This window comes from Pontibacillus yanchengensis (genome assembly GCF_009856295.1).
GTDB lineage: Bacteria > Bacillota > Bacilli > Bacillales > BH030062 > Pontibacillus > Pontibacillus yanchengensis_A.
The window spans coordinates 1,209,303-1,225,734 of record NZ_WMEU01000001.1 but is presented as its reverse complement, the minus strand read 5'-3'; the positions used below and the strand labels follow the sequence as shown (position 1 = coordinate 1,225,734).

General features: G+C 39.2%; 19 protein-coding genes and 1 riboswitch. Of the genes, 9 read left to right on the top strand and 10 right to left on the bottom strand.

The annotated features are described in order from the left end of the window. Positions 1–490: 490 nt before the first annotated feature. The 6 genes from GLW08_RS05915 to GLW08_RS05895 form a co-directional block, all read right to left on the bottom strand. Positions 491–706, bottom strand: coding sequence for a spore germination protein (locus tag GLW08_RS05915; RefSeq protein ID WP_160847604.1), 216 nt, complete (start codon positions 704–706; stop codon positions 491–493). A 55-nt stretch (positions 707–761) separates the two neighbouring features. Further along, entirely contained in the window at positions 762–1,151 is a 390-nt protein-coding gene (locus tag GLW08_RS05910) for a spore germination protein GerPE (protein WP_160847603.1), read from the bottom strand. A gap of 1 nt (position 1,152) precedes the next feature. Continuing rightward, complete coding sequence (locus GLW08_RS21600) at positions 1,153–1,347, bottom strand: spore gernimation protein GerPD (protein ID WP_202406192.1); 195 nt, start codon at positions 1,345–1,347, stop codon at positions 1,153–1,155. Continuing rightward, positions 1,344–1,949 (bottom strand): spore germination protein GerPC, encoded by a 606-nt coding sequence (gerPC, locus tag GLW08_RS05905; protein WP_160847602.1) that lies wholly within the window; start codon positions 1,947–1,949, stop codon positions 1,344–1,346. Before gerPC ends, GLW08_RS21600 begins: the two co-directional genes overlap by 4 nt. Before the next feature lie 72 nt (positions 1,950–2,021). Further along, entirely contained in the window at positions 2,022–2,222 is a 201-nt protein-coding gene (locus GLW08_RS05900; protein ID WP_160847601.1) for a spore germination protein GerPB, read from the bottom strand. Between the two features lie 12 nt (positions 2,223–2,234). Further along, a complete protein-coding gene (locus GLW08_RS05895; protein ID WP_160847600.1) occupies positions 2,235–2,462 on the bottom strand; it encodes a spore germination protein in 228 nt (75 codons plus the stop codon). Between the two features lie 143 nt (positions 2,463–2,605). On the opposite strand from GLW08_RS05895, the gene GLW08_RS05890 reads away from it, so the two are divergent. The 4 genes from GLW08_RS05890 to GLW08_RS05875 all read left to right on the top strand — a co-directional run bounded on the left by GLW08_RS05890 (position 2,606) and on the right by GLW08_RS05875 (position 7,057). Beyond that, complete coding sequence (locus GLW08_RS05890; protein ID WP_160847599.1) at positions 2,606–3,820, top strand: DUF418 domain-containing protein; 1,215 nt, start codon at positions 2,606–2,608, stop codon at positions 3,818–3,820. Next, positions 3,810–5,021: a DUF2157 domain-containing protein gene (locus tag GLW08_RS05885; protein WP_160847598.1), complete on the top strand. Its 1,212-nt coding sequence runs from the start codon at positions 3,810–3,812 to the stop codon at positions 5,019–5,021. Before GLW08_RS05890 ends, GLW08_RS05885 begins: the two co-directional genes overlap by 11 nt. Continuing rightward, positions 5,018–5,521 (top strand): GDYXXLXY domain-containing protein, encoded by a 504-nt coding sequence (locus GLW08_RS05880; protein WP_160847597.1) that lies wholly within the window; start codon positions 5,018–5,020, stop codon positions 5,519–5,521. The genes GLW08_RS05885 and GLW08_RS05880 overlap by 4 nt, the downstream gene beginning before the upstream one ends. Positions 5,522–5,711: 190 nt before the next feature. Beyond that, positions 5,712–5,809, top strand: a riboswitch (cyclic di-GMP riboswitch). Positions 5,810–6,259: 450 nt separating this feature from the next. Then, entirely contained in the window at positions 6,260–7,057 is a 798-nt protein-coding gene (locus GLW08_RS05875; RefSeq protein ID WP_160847596.1) for an SDR family oxidoreductase, read from the top strand. Between the two features lie 226 nt (positions 7,058–7,283). On the opposite strand, the gene GLW08_RS05870 is transcribed toward GLW08_RS05875, so the two are convergent. Further along, positions 7,284–7,880 carry a YitT family protein gene (locus GLW08_RS05870; RefSeq protein WP_160847595.1) on the bottom strand — a complete coding sequence of 199 codons (597 nt, stop codon included), beginning with the start codon at positions 7,878–7,880 and terminating at the stop codon, positions 7,284–7,286. A gap of 285 nt (positions 7,881–8,165) precedes the next feature. Between GLW08_RS05870 and GLW08_RS05865 the strand changes: the two genes are divergently transcribed. Then, positions 8,166–9,050: a pirin family protein gene (locus GLW08_RS05865; RefSeq protein ID WP_160847594.1), complete on the top strand. Its 885-nt coding sequence runs from the start codon at positions 8,166–8,168 to the stop codon at positions 9,048–9,050. Between the two features lie 203 nt (positions 9,051–9,253). Further along, complete coding sequence (locus tag GLW08_RS05860; RefSeq protein ID WP_160847593.1) at positions 9,254–9,475, top strand: YciI family protein; 222 nt, start codon at positions 9,254–9,256, stop codon at positions 9,473–9,475. 41 nt (positions 9,476–9,516) lie between these two features. Here the strand turns inward: GLW08_RS05860 and GLW08_RS05855 are convergent, their stop codons facing one another. The 3 genes from GLW08_RS05855 to GLW08_RS05845 form a co-directional block, all read right to left on the bottom strand. Further along, entirely contained in the window at positions 9,517–10,143 is a 627-nt protein-coding gene (locus GLW08_RS05855; RefSeq protein WP_160847592.1) for an FMN-dependent NADH-azoreductase, read from the bottom strand. 91 nt (positions 10,144–10,234) lie between these two features. After that, positions 10,235–10,669, bottom strand: a complete 435-nt coding sequence (locus tag GLW08_RS05850) for a MarR family winged helix-turn-helix transcriptional regulator (protein WP_160847591.1) — start codon at positions 10,667–10,669, stop codon at positions 10,235–10,237. Between the two features lie 719 nt (positions 10,670–11,388). Further along, on the bottom strand, positions 11,389–12,585 hold the full coding sequence (locus tag GLW08_RS05845; protein WP_160847590.1) for an ornithine--oxo-acid transaminase: 1,197 nt from the start codon (positions 12,583–12,585) through the stop codon (positions 11,389–11,391). 231 nt (positions 12,586–12,816) lie between these two features. Between GLW08_RS05845 and GLW08_RS05840 the strand changes: the two genes are divergently transcribed. From GLW08_RS05840 to GLW08_RS05830, 3 genes are all read left to right on the top strand, one after another. After that, complete coding sequence (locus GLW08_RS05840; RefSeq protein ID WP_160847589.1) at positions 12,817–13,191, top strand: YisL family protein; 375 nt, start codon at positions 12,817–12,819, stop codon at positions 13,189–13,191. 252 nt (positions 13,192–13,443) lie between these two features. Beyond that, positions 13,444–15,291, top strand: coding sequence for an asparagine synthase (glutamine-hydrolyzing) (gene asnB / locus GLW08_RS05835; protein WP_160847588.1), 1,848 nt, complete (start codon positions 13,444–13,446; stop codon positions 15,289–15,291). A gap of 271 nt (positions 15,292–15,562) precedes the next feature. Further along, a complete protein-coding gene (locus tag GLW08_RS05830; protein ID WP_160847587.1) occupies positions 15,563–16,408 on the top strand; it encodes an SDR family oxidoreductase in 846 nt (281 codons plus the stop codon). The last annotated feature ends 24 nt before the right edge of the window (positions 16,409–16,432 follow it).

Here is a 16,432-nt window from a genome sequence, read left to right as displayed (position 1 = left end):
TGGATTCTATCACACACTTTTACGTCTACAAGAACACCCCAGTATGGAAGAATATTTGAAGTGGGTTCGAAAGCAGGCACCCGGCAAAAAAATTACAATAAAGAAATCGAACCGAAAAGAATCGATAATCCAAGGGAGCATCATTTCAGTTGAAATGGTGCTTTTATTGTGTGGATTAGGGTCTCATGTTGCGAGGCAATACGGGTGTATCAGAGTTTTATGAGATGAGCATATAAAGGGCGATACGAGCATATCGGTGTGCGATATACGCATGAAGAGGGGCGAGTGTATCGGCATGCGATATACGTATGAAAGGGGAAAAACCGAACATATCCGAGGTGGAACCGCGAATAAAAGGCGGCGCACAGGACATATCGCTATTCAATCTATCCATATCGCCTACCAATATGCGATACCTATTATCGGTATAATGAACTCTTCTATAATTTAGCAAAAAAAATCCCGTACACTACGGGATTTTAATTAAATCTTACGTCGCTACGGTTGGTTGGTCGATTGCGTCTGGATCTATTGGGTTGGAGGTACTAAATCCGTTGTTTGTGTTTATAAAGTCACCTGTGTTTCCGCTACCTGATCCATATACCGACTTGGATGATGTTTTAGGAGAAATATAGAAGGAATCTCCAAAGTTGATGACACCACCGCCGACGCTGTTAATTTTAATTGGACCTACAATGGATGGCATCCATTTCACCTACCTATTCGGAAGTGTCTCCTTTCTAGCCTATGCGTGGTTATGTTCATCGTTCCATATCTGTATGGTTCTCTTCCTGCAGAATACGAAAGTGTTTAATTCTTGCTTCGCCCTCAATTGTATCTATGTTGCCAATTTGAAATAGACTAGAAGAGGCGATACCGAGGATATCAACACTGTTCACATCAATATAGGGGCAGCATGGAGTGTGTGTCTGATTGATTACAAGTCTTTCATCAAATCTAGGTAGTTTTACTTTGAAAATAGGAAAATCACTATAGGGAAAATCTTTATCTGTAAATGTCGCTCCCTCTTTCTGTACAGCTAGTACGCGGGCAGCTAAATTGGCTTCTGTGGCGTCTCCGATTTCAAAAATCGAACTATTGAGTAACGAAATGACTTTTACTTGTTGGACTCTAGAAGTTCGTTTATCCATATTACGATGTTCCTATCTGTTTGTCACGCGCTAGTGGCACAAAAGGTGTAACAATAAGTGACTCTGGAGGTGTATCAAAAACGGACGTTAGTGCAAAATGTTCGTTATCACCTATTAAAAAAACGGATGATGAAGACACGGCGGTAATACGCACGTTGCCAACGTTCAACCCGCAATTGTGTACTTCGAAATTCATGAGTTTCCATCTCCTTTATTCGCCTGCTTTTGCAAGAAGTGATGAAGGGATTGGTTAATTTCTTGCTTGATTTGGTCAACAATCTGGACTTTTTGTTCATCTTCAACCACACCATTCGAAGAGGTTGACTGATCCATGTAATAAGACACTCGATCTCCGAGCTGTTTTTGGACGTCTTGTAAAATAAACTGCTGATATGTTTGATCGAGATCTTGACCATATTCTCTAGCGATAGATTGAAGTTGGGATGGGCCTTCCTTCGTCAGATAGTTTCCTAGTTCATTTACAATATTTTCTTTAATCGCTTGACCCGTATTCAGTTTTGGTGGAAACGGTTCTTGTGGAATCGAAAGGTCCTCCACCCCCATACCACTTCCAGGAGTGAAGCCAATATTCAGTGTGCCTTCTAGTGTTTCAATTTTAAGTTGATCGAATTTGTACTCTATTTTTTCAATATTGGTCGATGGTTTCTGCTTTTTGGATTCCATGTCTGTTTCTAATTTGTCGATCCGTTTTTCAAGCATTTTCATCTTCTCATTTTGCTTTTCAACCATTCGATTAAGCTTCTCTACGTACTGGTTCCAGGAATCGTAATAGCCCATCGAGACCTCTCCTTTCTAGGCATTGACCTATTTTAGTGTATGAAGAGGAGATATAAAGTGTGAAACAGAGACCTATAATGGTACAAAAGGTGCTTGAGGTGGTGATTCAACAGCTTCTGCCTCTTCAGCAGGCTTTTCATACCCACCTGTGTTGTATAAACTCGATTGTGATTGAATAACACCTGCGCTTCCTATCTGCAAAACAGAAGAATTACTAATGGAACCGACCTTTAAAAAATGAATCGAAATGTTTTGGTAAATCGTATAGTTCATAAAGGACCTCCTTTATATATCATCAGAATTAATTGTAGATTGATCAATGGTATCTTCGTCATTCACATAGGTAGTTGAATTAGATAAGTTAATAGATATGCCATCACCAGTGTTAAAGGATCCACCTCCTGCAAAGGTCTTTGCGGAACTTTCTGGTGCCATGGCGTACACATCACCAATATTAAATATACTGGAGCTTGATATGCTGACAACTTTTACGGCTCCGACCTGAGCGGGCATAGGCATACCTCCTTCGTTATTAGTCTATGAAAGGGTTGAAAAATGGTGATAGTTAGGGAATATTTTTCAAATTACGTTGACCTTATTGTAACGAAAAGGGTAAAATTACACTAAGTTATATGTCAAAAAAGGGGAGAAGAGAAATGAATCACGGAAAACCACTTCACGCTTCCGAGCGTTTGCCATGGATTGATGCTGCCAGGGGATTGGCGATATTTGGGATTTTTATGGTGAATGTGCCAGCATTTAATGCGCCTTATTTTATGTATGGTGGGGAAAGCGTCTTTTGGGACAGTCAAATGAGTCACATCGTTCAAGCATTCATTGATATATTTTTCCAAGCAAGTTTTTATACGCTATTTTCCTTCTTGTTTGGATTCGGCATGTATATGATGAAGCAACGTCTCTTGGATAAAGGGTTCGGAGATCGGTACCAGCTCATTCTTGCCAGGAGGTTAGTTGTTCTAATTGGTTTTGGACTCATTCATGGCCTCTTTATTTGGCACGGGGATATTTTATTTACGTATGGGATGATTGGGTTATTGCTATTTTTGTTTTTTGGACGAGAGACAAAGACTATGGTTAGTTGGTCATTTGGACTTTTATTCTTCTATGCGATTACCTCAGTTGCTCTCTATTATCCTGTTCGAAATATGTTGTCTGGTATAGACCGACAGAACATTCAACAAGCTCAAGAGGCGTACAGCTCTGGTACTTGGATGGAGGTTTTCGGGCAAATACAACATGATTGGCTTTATTCGAATAGCTTAGGATTTCAATGGGTTTTTCTCACGTTGAGTTTATTGCCGATGTTTTTACTAGGTATGTATTTTTGTGAAAAAAGATTGCTACACGACACTACAGAACATAAGCCAACCTTGCAAAAATGGTGGGGTATTACCTTGGTTTTTTTTATCGTTTTTAAAATGGGGCCATATTTGTTTGGCAATCCAGAGTGGATCCAATATAGTGTCCAAGATAGTATTGGAGGTTCAGCGAGTGCCGTCTTTTACATTACATCCGTCGCACTTATGTACCAACATGGAATTGGAGGGAAGCTATTTGCTCCTTTCACGTTTGTAGGACGTTTATCATTAAGCAATTACCTACTACAGTCCGTCATCTGTTTCTTTCTATTCTATTCTGTCGGTTTAGGGTTATATGGTTCAGTGCCACCGATTATGAGTGTCGTGATTGTAATAGGGGTTTATTTCTTGCAGGTTATCGCCAGTAAATTATGGTTAAAGTTCTTTCGATTTGGTCCATTTGAATGGTTGTGGAGAACCATTACGTATATGAAAAAGCAACCATTACGCCGCACTCCGAATATAAAGGAGGAAGTATCCAATGAAACATGATCAGATTCAAAAAGAAGCGAAGAAATGGGTAAAAGAAGGAATTATTTCTTCTGAACAATATACAGCTATTTTATCCAGATACCCTAAGCATGATCATCGTTTCTTGTTAATGGCCTTTGGAGGATTATTTGTTGGATTGGGTTTTCTAACCTTCATAGCTTCGAATTGGTCCGATCTTACAAATGCTATAAAAATGGTTATTATTTTGGTGGCTATGATTGGATTTTACGGTGTAGGAGAACGCATTTACCGAAAGCACTCAAGAGGGATTGGAGCAACGTTTTTAGTTGTAGGTGTTCTTACGTTTGGAGCTGGAATTATTCTTACCGGTCAGATGTATCATTATATGGCCTATAGTGCCACGGCGTTCTTTATATGGTCTCTTGCAGTCATTGCGGTCTTTATCTTAAGTCAGGAAGCCGTCATGCTAGTATTGGCATTTGGTATTATTACGGTTGGTCAAATCTATGGAGGATTTACGTATCACGATTTTCATCTCGGTCTAGGATTGCTTTTTCTTATTGGATTAGGCTATTTTACCTATAAACATCAACGGGAATGGATTTCCACCCTTTATGGAATAGGATTTTTTTTGCAAAGCCTTGTGCTCGTGCTAACTTCAGATTTATCGTATTACTGGCTATTTGCATTCTTGTTATTGTTATACAGCCTTTCAGAAATTGTATCGAAGGACTTTCCTGTGCAAGCTTTTAAGCGTATTGCCTTAGCTTTAGCGTTTCTTATTGGGATCATACAAGTTTTCACCCTACAATCCGGATGGGTGTTACAAGATATTCAGCTAGAGGTTAGCTTTCTTCTGGTATTAATTGTAATTGGTGGATGGGTTATTTATCGTAAAATCACCACCCATTCTTCAGTAGAATTGGTAGATTTAGCCCTATTTGTGCCTGTCTTTTTATTGCCAGATTTAAAGAGTGCTCTGGTATTAATTATGTTATATATTTTTTCACTAGGTAGGTTACTAACAGGATATAAAGATGGGGACGCTGAGATGATCAACATTGGAACAATTGCGTTTTTAGTGAGTACCCTTGTAGCTTATTTCCAATTAGCATGGGACTTTCTTGATAAATCGTTGTTCTTCTTTATTGGAGGAGTGCTGCTATTTACGCTTGGTTACTTGCTTGAACGGAGACGAAGAGCTTTCTGTCGTGCAGAGGAAAGAGGTGATCGGTTATGAAGAAATGGTTATTTATCGTGGTCGTGGCCGCACAAGCGTTTTACTTAGTAGCAATGGCAGTTTCCTATTATGTAATGGAAGATTTCGGTGAAACTGTAACACTTCAAACAGCACCTGTTGATCCAAGTGATGTGTTTTATGGCGACTATGTCATATTAAACTATGAAGTAAATACAATTCCAAAGGGTCAATTGAGTGAAGGAGAGTTGGAACGAGGGGATAAGGTTTATGTTTATTTAGTTCCAAATGACAATGGAATATTTGAGGTACAAAGAGCATCACTACAAAAACAAAATGCAAAAGAGAACGAAGTGATAATGACCGGACGTTACGAATTTGAAGCAAACGATGGTTTTCAGATAGACTATGGAATCGGTCGATATTATGTTGAAGATAATAGTGGTGAGACTTATGAAAATCATCAGGGTGATATGATGGTTGAAATTGCTATCGCCCCTTGGGGTCAGAAGAGAATAATAGAGGTTATGTTGGCAAAGTAGGTGTTCAGCTGAATTGCCTATAAAAAAGCATTTTTAGTTATATATACCTATAAAATTTCTGGAAATATATAAAATAGGAAAATATTTCTATACAAAAAATAAGAACTATGAATGATACCCAACTAGACAATTATCGATGTATAATATAGATAATCAGATTCAACGTCAAGTTCATAGCACATCTGTTGAATCTCGATAAAGGCAAACCTGATGAAAATCAGTGACGCAAAGCTATAGGGGCTACGGATCATGTTGCCACGCATGAATCTACGCCAGCCAGTTACCGAAAGATTGCGGGTGCATTTTATGATCTAACCCACTTTCGGTAGTCGAAGGCAGGGTTATTTTTTATGCAGGAGGAGGTGACCAGTAGTAGCTGCACTACTCGAACCTACATGAATCTATTCCTTTTTACGACCATTTTTAGGGATAGACTAGCATGATTAGTTCCCTCACCATTCTATTCTGACATAAGACCTTGCCTAGACACGTCGTACCTTGTCCTTTTGAAGGACATCCTCTATTTTAGCGTACATCCTTACGTTTTTAGTTTATTGTAAGAACACAAGCAGTTGAGTTTTGAGTGATTTTCCCCTTATACAAAATAGACGGCCTTACGCATCATGCGTAAGGCTCTTTTTTTGCTTTGGGACGAAGGGACAGGTTCCTCGTCCCACTGGATTCTGCTAGGTGGTTTTCAGTACAATGAAACTAGGTTTTACAATTGGAGGGTTTTAGATGGATTTAGGACTACAAGGGAAGCGGGTTATTTTGTTAGCAGCTAGTAAAGGATTAGGGAAGGCGATAGCAACGGAATTTGTAAAAGAGGGAGCGGAAGTGCTCATCTCTAGTCGAGATCCCGAAAATTTATTCTCAGCCGCACAGGAAATAAAGCAAGAAGTAGGCGGAGATGGATCAGCTCCACACACACATGTATGTGATCTAACTAGTGCAAAAGCAATAGAGGAATTGTTTGAAGCGGCCTCTGATAAACTAGGGGGTGTTGATGTACTAATCAATAACGCTGGAGGACCTCCTGCAGGTTCTTTTATGCAATTCAAAGATGAAGATTGGCAGCAGGCATTTGAATTAAACTTACTTAGCTTTATTAGAGCATCTCGATTAGCAATTCCGCAAATGCAAGATGCAGGAGGAGGGCGTATTTTGAATATAGCTTCCTCTTCCATAAAGCAACCTATCGATGGGCTTATTCTTTCCAACACATTTCGTACAGGAATAGCAGGATTATCAAAAAGCCTTGCCAATGAGTACGCTAAAGATAATATTTTAGTAAATACGATTGGACCAGGAAGAATTGGAACAGAGCGTGTAGAAGAATTGGATAAAAAACAAGCCACAAGAAGAGGATTATCCAGTGAAGAAGTCAAGGCAGAAGCAGAAACCCAGATTCCAATGGGGCGTTATGGTGAGCCAGAAGAATTTGCAAAGACAGCTGTTTATTTAGCTTCATTTGCCAATACGTACGTGACCGGTGAAACGTTAGTGGTCGATGGAGGCTATGTGAAAGCATTATAATCTTAAGAGCCGCAAGGGGGGATATCACTCAGTGCGGCTTTTATTAGCTGAAAAGAAAGAATAAATTCTGGCGCTTACGTGTCTAGCTCCAGCGCCCAGCGACTAGTGTGCTTCCCTCGCCTCTGTACGATAAGTCAACATTGAATCACTCATGTTTCCGTGTTTCCTTTATCTCCTACGGCTCAGTCTAGCTCATACGTCGCTATCAGGGCGCTTACCCATTTCTTTAGCTTTTTGCTTCACCTAATGATGGATGCGAGGTACAGAGCATGGTAACCGCAGCTACACACAAAATCGTCATGGATGAGAGAAGAAGCGTTTGAGTGGAGAAGAGATATCCTCCTAGTAAGATGACTGCAAGATCGATGACAAAAATGACTGCACCGACATTGATTTTGAATAAATCTGCAATCATTTGTGCTAGCAAGTCCGTCCCACCTGTGCTCGTCCCATGTCGAAGCATGAATCCGATACCACCACCAACAAAAACCCCACCAATCATGGAACTAAGTGCAGGATCTAATGCAAGGTGATGTAGTCTTAATCCGTTAAATAAATCAATAAATAGAGATGAGATCAAGAGTCCATGTAAACTATTATAGAAGTAATACCGATAATGAAACCAGGCGAGGGTGAAGATCGGAATACTACAGATGATGATAGCTAGTCCAGCTTCCATGCCCCATAAATAATTTGCGATTAAACCAATTCCTATTACCCCACCATCTAATACATGATAAGGTGCTAAGAAAAAATTAATACCAATCGCCAAAAGGGAGCTTCCAAATAAGATGATGAGGCCTTTCTTTAAAAGGGCTTTCATAAGAGTCTCCTTTGCGTACATGTTTACTTTATATGTATTCAGGAGATTGTCTTACATACGAGTTTTTAATATAGCTTGATAGATGATTGGTATAGATTCGTATAATAAAAGCGAATGTTTTGACAGGTAAAAATTACAAATGTAAATTAGTATGTGTAGCAACTATCTTTAAATAGTTGATGTGACAACTAATGTAGGAAAAAGGTTATTCGTGTAGGATGAAAAACTGTTCTGATTGTTAAAATAATTAATCCCTAGTAACTAAAGGAGTGAACACACATCAACATGGCACAAGAATATGAAAACCAAGAACCTTTGAAACGAAGTGTAAAGGATCATTGGTATGTAGAGTATAGTGAACAGCGTTTTCCTGCTATCCAAAAAGGATGGGTTTTGCCTGCAGATCGCTGGAGAGAGTTTGATCCATTTATTTTAATGGCTGAGGATTGGTTCAAGCGAGGCACGTTTTCTGATCACCCTCATCGAGGCTTTCAAACCATTACGTATGTGATTGATGGAAGACTGGAACATGTGGATAATGGGGGAGGAAAAGATGTTCTCCACCCAGGTGATGTGCAATATATGAATGCTGGCTGGGCTGCTAGACATGCGGAAGAAGGTGTAGAGGATGACATCGCTCACACGCTTCAGTTGTGGTTGAACTTACCGAGTCATTTAAGGAATACAGAGACGAAATATCAAAATGTGTATCTAGAAAACGTACCAGAAGTAACGGTCGATGGTGGGTCTGTTAAAGTCTATTCTGGTGATATTGCTGGAGAAAAAGGACCATTAGAGTCACTTGTTCCAATTACTCTCACGGAGATTTCATTAATTGAAGGGGCCTCCTACACGCATCAGTTACCAGAAAATCATAACGCGTTTCTCTATGTATTATCAGGAGAAGTAGGTATAGGTGAAATGGAGCCGGTTCATCTGAAAAAACATGGAGTAGCTACATTAACATATGACGAGAATGGCAATGAAACGAAAACAAGTGAAATCCAGCTAGATGCCAAGAGTCGTCGAACAAGAGTGTTGGTCTATTCTGGAGTACCAATCAAAGAAGAAATAGTTCAACATGGACCATTTGTGATGCGGTCAATGGAAGAAATCAAGCAAACAATTCAAGATTTCCAGCAAGGAAAATTTGGACCTTCCTCTCAATAAGAGGATCTATTAATCAAATAAGCGAGAACGTATGTCGCATGTGGTTTCGTACTAGAAATCACATGCGTTTTTTGCATCTTCAAAGAAAGGAAAATATACATGGGTAATAAAAAACTAGGATAAAAGGGATTCTTACATAAATATAGAACTAACTCTAGAAAACAATGTAACTAAAGTAGTTTATTAGAAGGGAGATTTAAATTATGGATCGACACTTTAAATATCTAAACGGAATGTTATCTGAAGGAAACTTGATTAAGGCAGGCCCTTGCCTGGATGGTGCATTTGGAATAGTCGTCTTTCGTGCTGAATCGGAGGGTATGGTTAACAGGGTTATGGAAAGTGATCCTTTTGTTGAGGAAGGCGTTATGACTGGTGAAGTAAATCCTTATCGAGTATCACTTATGGAGAAGGAAAAGCAATAATAGAAAAAAGCTCAGATAACTCTGAGCTTTCCTGATTACTTTTAAAAAGTTGTTGCAGCCATAGAAGCTTTTTCTAATCCATCTTCAACAATTGCTTCTGCTTTGTGAGGGTATTGATTGTGGCCTTCCACCACTACCGTTGTAATATCTTCAACGCCCCAGAAGCGAAGAATATTTTCTACATAGTTTACGGCCATTTCAGCTGACTGAGCCGATCCTTCTGAATAAACGCCGCCTCTTGCGTTCAAGAGTAAGACTTTTTTATCTGGTAATAATCCCACAGGTCCTTCTTCTGTGTAATAGAAGGTCTTTCCAGCTTGAGCCAAGTAATCAAAATAGGTATGAAGCACGGCAGGGATCGTGAAATTCCATAATGGGAAAGCAAATACCACTTTATCTGCTTCAAGGAATTGATTTAGATACCCATTAACTACTTCAGTGGCTTCTTTTTCAGATGGGGTTAGCTCCATCCCTTTTGAAAGCTTGAACATACCATTAATTTTGTCTGTATCGTAATAAGGTAAGTTCTCCTCAAATAAATCTAATTGTTCTATTTGATGATCAGGATGAGCTTCTTTATATTGCTCTAAAAACGTATGATAAAGCTTAACGCTTACAGATTGCTCGATGGGGCGGGAATTTGCTTTGATAAATAAAACTTTTGTCATGATTTATTCCTCCATATATCGTAAGTTAGTTGTTATAGCAACTTGAAGTGCAAAAAAGTTGTTGTAGCAACTATAATAACGATAAGAATGTCTATTTGTGTTGGTCAACATTCTTATTCATCTTGTTAAGGATTCTTTCAAGTTCCATGAGTTCGTCATTGGATATACCATCACATACGACGTCATTAAATTGTTCCGCAATCGGTATAACCTCGTCTCCTAATTGTTTACCATTTTCGGTAAGGTATAATTTGAGAGAACGACGATCTTCTTCATAAAGACTTCTTGTAATGAACCCTTTTTTTTCAAGATTAGAAGCCATTCTAGCTACATTTGTTTTATCTTTGTTCAGTTTTTGGGCTAACTGGTTCTGGGTTAATCCATCCTCTTCCCAAAGTAGCATCATAATTAAGTTTTGTTCAGGAGCTAGGTTGTATGGTTCTAGTCTGGATTTAATTTCATTAGTGAGATTTAAGTCTGTTTTGTGGAGCTTAATACTGATATAATCTTGAAAACCTAAATTCAAATCAACGACCTCCAACTATTTAGTTGCTACACATACTATTTTGCGATGATTAGTATATACGGTAGGTTATGGATTGTCAATTGTAATGGATTCTAGAAAAGGTTCCTACTTCTGGTTTTGAATTTTTATTCCAGTAAAGCCCCATTATCTTGAAGACTTGAGTTCGAGATAATCTGGGTAAGAGAAATGTTTCCGTTGTATTATTTAGAGAAAAGATGGGCCTGGAAATAGCTCGCTTTCCTGCGGCCCTACAGGATGTAGGGTCGTTCGACGTTGTCACACGATGTGACGGTTTGAGTCGAACTTCATCTGGATTGATTCGTCTCCTCGGGCCAAAATGCGGCCCTGTGGGGTCTCGACACATCCGTTTTTCCGCGGGAGTCTCGCCATTTCCAGGCCCATCTTTGCATTCGTTTGGTTTAACGGAAACATCGCCATTTGTTGTGGGTGTACACAAATGATATACGTTCTTCGTTAGGCAAATACATATCTTTTTGTGACAAAACACATTTTATTAAAAGATATCTTGGTTGTTCTGTAAAGCATGAAACATATAGTCCCACCACCTTTATTCTAACTAAATCTACGGAAACATCCCTCCTTCGGGATTACCAAAATTATCTCAACTTCAAGTCTTCAAGATTATGCCTCTTATCCTACATAACCAACCAATAAAAAAAAGATCAAACCCAAAGTGGATTTGATCTTTCTTTTTATGTTTACGCTTCAAGAACCTCTTTGATTTTTTCAATAGCCCAATCAAGGTCTTCTTGTTTGATAACAAGTGGGGGAGCGAAGCGGATGACCGTTTCGTGTGTTTCTTTACAAAGTACCCCGCGTTGCTTCAATTGCTCACAATATTTACGAGCAGGCTCGGTTAATTCAACACCGACGAATAAGCCTTTGCCTCGAACTTCTTTAATGATTGGATTATTGATTTTTTCCAATTCTGCTTTCATGTATTGACCTAGCTCTAATGAGCGTGAAGGTAGTTTTTCTTCCTCAATAACTTCTAGGGAAGCGACAGATACGGCACATGCTAGTGGATTACCACCGAATGTAGAGCCGTGTGACCCAGGTGTGAATACGCCTAAGATATCTTTGTTGGCAACAACACAAGAGATTGGGAATACCCCGCCGCCAAGTGCTTTTCCTAGGATAAGGATATCAGGAGATACATTCTCCCAGTCACATGCGAACATCTTACCACTTCGACCTAGACCTGCTTGAATTTCGTCAGCAATGTAAAGGACGTTGTTCTCCTTACATACATCAAAAGCTTCCTTTAGAAATCCTTCTGGTGGGATGTTAATACCTGCTTCACCTTGGATTGGTTCAAAGATGAATCCAACTGTATTCTCAGTGATAGCTTCTTTCAATGCTTCTACATCGCCATAAGGGATGGTTTTGAGACCTGGTAGAGCTGGTCCAAAAGCGCGTTTTTCTTCTTCATCATCAGATAATGAGACAGCTGTCATTGTACGTCCATGGAAGTTTCCATCACAAGCAATGATTTCTGCTTTGCCTTCTGGAACACCTTTTACATTATATCCCCATAGTCGAGCAGTCTTGATGGCCGTTTCTACAGCCTCTGCTCCTGTATTCATTGGTAGTGCCATTTCTTTGTTGGTTAGTTTACATATTTTCTCATACCACGGACCTAGCTGATCGTTGTGGAATGCGCGTGATGTTAGTGTTACTCGTTCTGCTTGTTTGTTTAGAGCATCGATAATTTTAGGATGACGATGGCCCTGATTCACAGCGGAATATGCGCTTAGCATATCCATGAAACGGTTGCCCTCAGGGTCTTCTACCCAAACACCCTCCGCCTTTGAAATAACGACAGGAAGCGGGTGATAGTTTTTTGCTCCGAATTCTTGTGTTTGTTCAATGATTTCTTCACTTGTGCGTACCATTGTATCCCTCCATTGATAATAAAATGACACCAATAGTGATATTATAACAGGTTTACAGAATTTTTTGTTTTTTTACATGAAATAAGATTAACAATTCTACTAATTTGTTTGTATAAAAGTTAGGCAGGGAATATTTCATTGAGTAGTAGGAGGAAAGAGTAAACATTCGCATTTAGGTGCTTTTTTTGGTATGATGACCTTGGTAAAATGTAGGTAAAGGAGGAGAAATATATGACAACACACTTACATATCACATCGTGGGTTCTAGCGTTAGTCTTACTTGGACTATCCACATGGTTTTACCGTTTTGGCAAACAAAAACAAGGCAAAATCACTCACATGGTTCTACGTTTAGATTACTTATTAATTCTTTATTCAGGCGGTTCTCTATTAGGAGGATACTTCGGTGGAGATACTAGCGGTTATATGATCGAATTAATTGTGAAAGTAATCTCAGGATTATGGGTTATTTACGCAATGGAAATGATATTAATTCGTTCTAACAAGCAACATGGGACAAGAAGTGGCTGGATTCAGTTCTGGATTGCTATTGTTCTAGCACTAGTTCTTGGTTTTGGTCGTCTACCATTCGGAATTTTACCGTAAATTAAAGAAACACATGATAAAAAGACATCGATCTAGGTTAGCGCCTGAGATCGATGTCTTTTTATATTTGGGGGGGGGGTAAATAAATTTAGCTATTGTTGGCAACAATCTTACATATATAATGATAATGAGAATCGTTTTCAATGTCAATGGGGGACTTTATTTTTTTCACATCTTTTTTTATCTGGGCATATGTATGAATGGAGGATGTATGAACAATGACAGCTACAGCATAGAAAGGATGATAGGCGTATGTGTGGCATCAGCGGCTGGGTAAATTATAAAAAAGACCTTACCAACTATACGAACGTAGTTGAAAATATGGCGAAAACACTAAATTTTCGGGGACCTGATGAAGCAAATTCATGGATTAAATCTCATGTAGCATTTGGACATCAGCGTTTAATTGTAGTCGATCCCGACGGAGGACGCCAACCCATGACGTTCCAATCAGGATCACATGCCTTTACGATTTGCTATAATGGAGAGCTTTATAATACGGAGGATATTCGTAAGGAACTGCTTCAAAGAGGGTGGAAGTTTCAATCTCACTCTGATACAGAAGTGCTTCTTAAGAGCTACATGGAGTGGAAAGAAAAATGCGTAGACCATTTGAATGGGATATTTGCGTTCGCGATATGGGATGGTCAGTCAGAGTCATTATTTTTGGCGCGCGACCGACTCGGCGTAAAGCCATTATTTTATACCGAAAATGCTGGGGGACTGTTGTTTGGTTCGGAATTAAAAGCGTTACTTGCCCATCCTGATGTCAATCCGGTTCTAGACAGAGAGGGTGTTAGCGAAATTCTGGCACTCGGTCCCTCTAGAACTCCTGGCCATGGTGTCTTTAAAGGCATTAAAGAACTTCGACCAGGTTATGTGGCTAGATACAGCCGTGACGGATTAAAACAATCTCGTTATTGGAACGTAGAGAGCCATGAACATAAGGATAATGTTGAGAAAACCGCTGAGAACATAAGATTCCTTTTTGAAGATGCTGTGAAAAGACAGCTGATATCTGATGTGCCCATTGGAACATTTTTGTCAGGAGGCGTTGATTCAAGTGCGATTACAGCTGTTGCAGCTGAACATATGAAGCAACAGGGAAAAGATCCATTAGCCACGTTTTCCATCAATTACGAAGATAATGCCAAATACTTTAAATCTAGTACATTCCAACCCAATAGCGATGAATCTTATATTCAGCTCATGACAGATACACATGGAACGAATCATCATAATTGTGTCATGAATAATGAACAATTAGCGAATATGTTAGAAGAAGCTGTTCGAATGCGTGACTTACCTGGAATGGCGGATGTGGATTCATCTCTTTTATGGTTTTGTCGAGAAATAAAAAAGGACGTTACCGTTGCATTATCCGGAGAATGTGCGGATGAAATTTTCGGGGGATATCCTTGGTTCTATAGAGAAGAGGAGCTAGCAAGAGAAGGGTTTCCGTGGATACGTTCTTCAGAAGTTCGTCATGATATTTTAGCCTCGGAATGGAAATCAAAACTTGATTTACATGATTACATGATGGGACGTTACCAGGATACGATACGAGAAACACCAACGTTTGAAGGGGATACCAAGGAAGAGGCACAACGACGCCAAATGTTTTATTTGAATCAGCAATGGTTTATGACCACCCTACTTGATCGAAAAGACCGCATGAGTATGGGGGCGAGTTTAGAAGTTCGTGTGCCATTCAGCGATCACCGTCTAGTAGAGTATGTATGGAATATTCCTTGGGAAATGAAACGTTACGAAAATCGGGAGAAGGGAATTTTACGAAAGGCATTAGAAGGGCTATTACCTCATGATGTGCTATATCGAAAGAAAAGTCCATATCCTAAAACACATAATCCAGCCTACACAAAAGCAGTCGTAACCTGGATGGAGAAGGTTCTAGCTGATCATAATGCACCACTATTTGAACTTTTTGATAAAGAAAAAATAAAAGAACTAGTTGATAGCGAAGGAAAAGCAATTTCAGCACCGTGGTTCGGCCAACTGATGACTGGACCGCAGCTGCTAGCTCACTTAGGTCAAATCAATTATTGGATGGAATATTATAAAGTTGAAATAGATGTTTAATGGAATAAAGCCGTAAGCGTTTTGCTTAACCCTACCATTCAAGAGGGGGAGGCGCTAGAGTTAGATATAAAAGAAATGAGTCTTTCTTTAATTATTATAGGTGCTTTGCTGAGTAATGGGCAAAGCACCTTTCTTATGAACGAGATTCTGAACGCAGAGCCTGAAGTTAGGGGTATGAGCAGTGTACTAATAATGACGGTTAGCCACTCGGACGATAGGTTTACATGTGAAGTCAGAGTATAATAAACATAAAAGGAAGGAGAGATGCGTGATGCAAACGTTAGTAACGGGGTTTAACGGAAAGGGCGGATTTGAGGTAGCTCAGCAAGTGAAGGAAAAGGGAATTCCTTTAAAATGCGCTGTGAGAAATATAGCAAAAGCTAAACAGCAGTATGGAGACGAGTATCGTTTTACATCCCTAGATTTTTCTAATCCTGATACGTTTGAAGAATCACTGGAGGGAGTGAATAAACTATTTCTGATGTATCCTCCGGGAGATAACATTCAATTTGACACCTTCCTGTCAAAAGCGAAGAAGAAGGGGATCCAGCATATCGTCTATTTATCTATTAAAGACGTTCAATTTATGCCGTTCATTCATCACTACAAAAATGAAAAATTGATTAAAAAGCATAATTTACCGTACACTTTTTTGCGGGCAGGGTATTTTATGCAAAATTTGAATGATTTTTTAAAAGATGAAATTATTCAACGAAATCGAATCTTCGTTCCTGCAGGGAAAGGAAAAACAAGTTTTGTAGATGCACGTGACATTGCTGAAGTTGCAGCTATATGCTTCTCAGATTCAAAGAAACACGCCAATCGAACCTACACTTTAACGGGGAGCGAGGCACTTGATTTTTATGAAGTAGCAGAAGTAATGACAGAAGTTTTAGATAAACATATTCATTATACAAATCCGAATGCTAAAGAATTCAAGGAATTTATGATAGACAAAGATGTGGATGAATCCTTTGTTAATGTTGTTGCAGGTATTCATTTTCCAACGAAACTAGGTTTGGCTAAAGGAATTAAGCATGATATTAAGGAGGTAACAGGGCATCAGCCAACAAATCTTAAAACTTACATACAAGACTATAAAGGAAATTGGTTGTAGGTGCCAAGAATATAGTGAGAAGAT

Bases quoted from the DNA above. Each gene is read 5' to 3' on its own strand.
- GLW08_RS05915 (WP_160847604.1), bottom strand. From the start codon at position 706: ATGCCATCCATTGTAGGTCCAATTAAAATTAACAGCGTCGGCGGTGGT.
- GLW08_RS05910 (WP_160847603.1), bottom strand. From the start codon at position 1,151: ATGGATAAACGAACTTCTAGAGTCCAACAAGTAAAAGTCATTTCGTTA.
- GLW08_RS21600 (WP_202406192.1), bottom strand. From the start codon at position 1,347: ATGAATTTCGAAGTACACAATTGCGGGTTGAACGTTGGCAACGTGCGT.
- gerPC (WP_160847602.1), bottom strand. From the start codon at position 1,949: ATGGGCTATTACGATTCCTGGAACCAGTACGTAGAGAAGCTTAATCGA.
- GLW08_RS05900 (WP_160847601.1), bottom strand. From the start codon at position 2,222: ATGAACTATACGATTTACCAAAACATTTCGATTCATTTTTTAAAGGTC.
- GLW08_RS05895 (WP_160847600.1), bottom strand. From the start codon at position 2,462: ATGCCCGCTCAGGTCGGAGCCGTAAAAGTTGTCAGCATATCAAGCTCC.
- GLW08_RS05890 (WP_160847599.1), top strand. From the start codon at position 2,606: ATGAATCACGGAAAACCACTTCACGCTTCCGAGCGTTTGCCATGGATT.
- GLW08_RS05885 (WP_160847598.1), top strand. From the start codon at position 3,810: ATGAAACATGATCAGATTCAAAAAGAAGCGAAGAAATGGGTAAAAGAA.
- GLW08_RS05880 (WP_160847597.1), top strand. From the start codon at position 5,018: ATGAAGAAATGGTTATTTATCGTGGTCGTGGCCGCACAAGCGTTTTAC.
- GLW08_RS05875 (WP_160847596.1), top strand. From the start codon at position 6,260: ATGGATTTAGGACTACAAGGGAAGCGGGTTATTTTGTTAGCAGCTAGT.
- GLW08_RS05870 (WP_160847595.1), bottom strand. From the start codon at position 7,880: ATGAAAGCCCTTTTAAAGAAAGGCCTCATCATCTTATTTGGAAGCTCC.
- GLW08_RS05865 (WP_160847594.1), top strand. From the start codon at position 8,166: ATGGCACAAGAATATGAAAACCAAGAACCTTTGAAACGAAGTGTAAAG.
- GLW08_RS05860 (WP_160847593.1), top strand. From the start codon at position 9,254: ATGGATCGACACTTTAAATATCTAAACGGAATGTTATCTGAAGGAAAC.
- GLW08_RS05855 (WP_160847592.1), bottom strand. From the start codon at position 10,143: ATGACAAAAGTTTTATTTATCAAAGCAAATTCCCGCCCCATCGAGCAA.
- GLW08_RS05845 (WP_160847590.1), bottom strand. From the start codon at position 12,585: ATGGTACGCACAAGTGAAGAAATCATTGAACAAACACAAGAATTCGGA.
- GLW08_RS05840 (WP_160847589.1), top strand. From the start codon at position 12,817: ATGACAACACACTTACATATCACATCGTGGGTTCTAGCGTTAGTCTTA.
- asnB (WP_160847588.1), top strand. From the start codon at position 13,444: ATGTGTGGCATCAGCGGCTGGGTAAATTATAAAAAAGACCTTACCAAC.
- GLW08_RS05830 (WP_160847587.1), top strand. From the start codon at position 15,563: ATGCAAACGTTAGTAACGGGGTTTAACGGAAAGGGCGGATTTGAGGTA.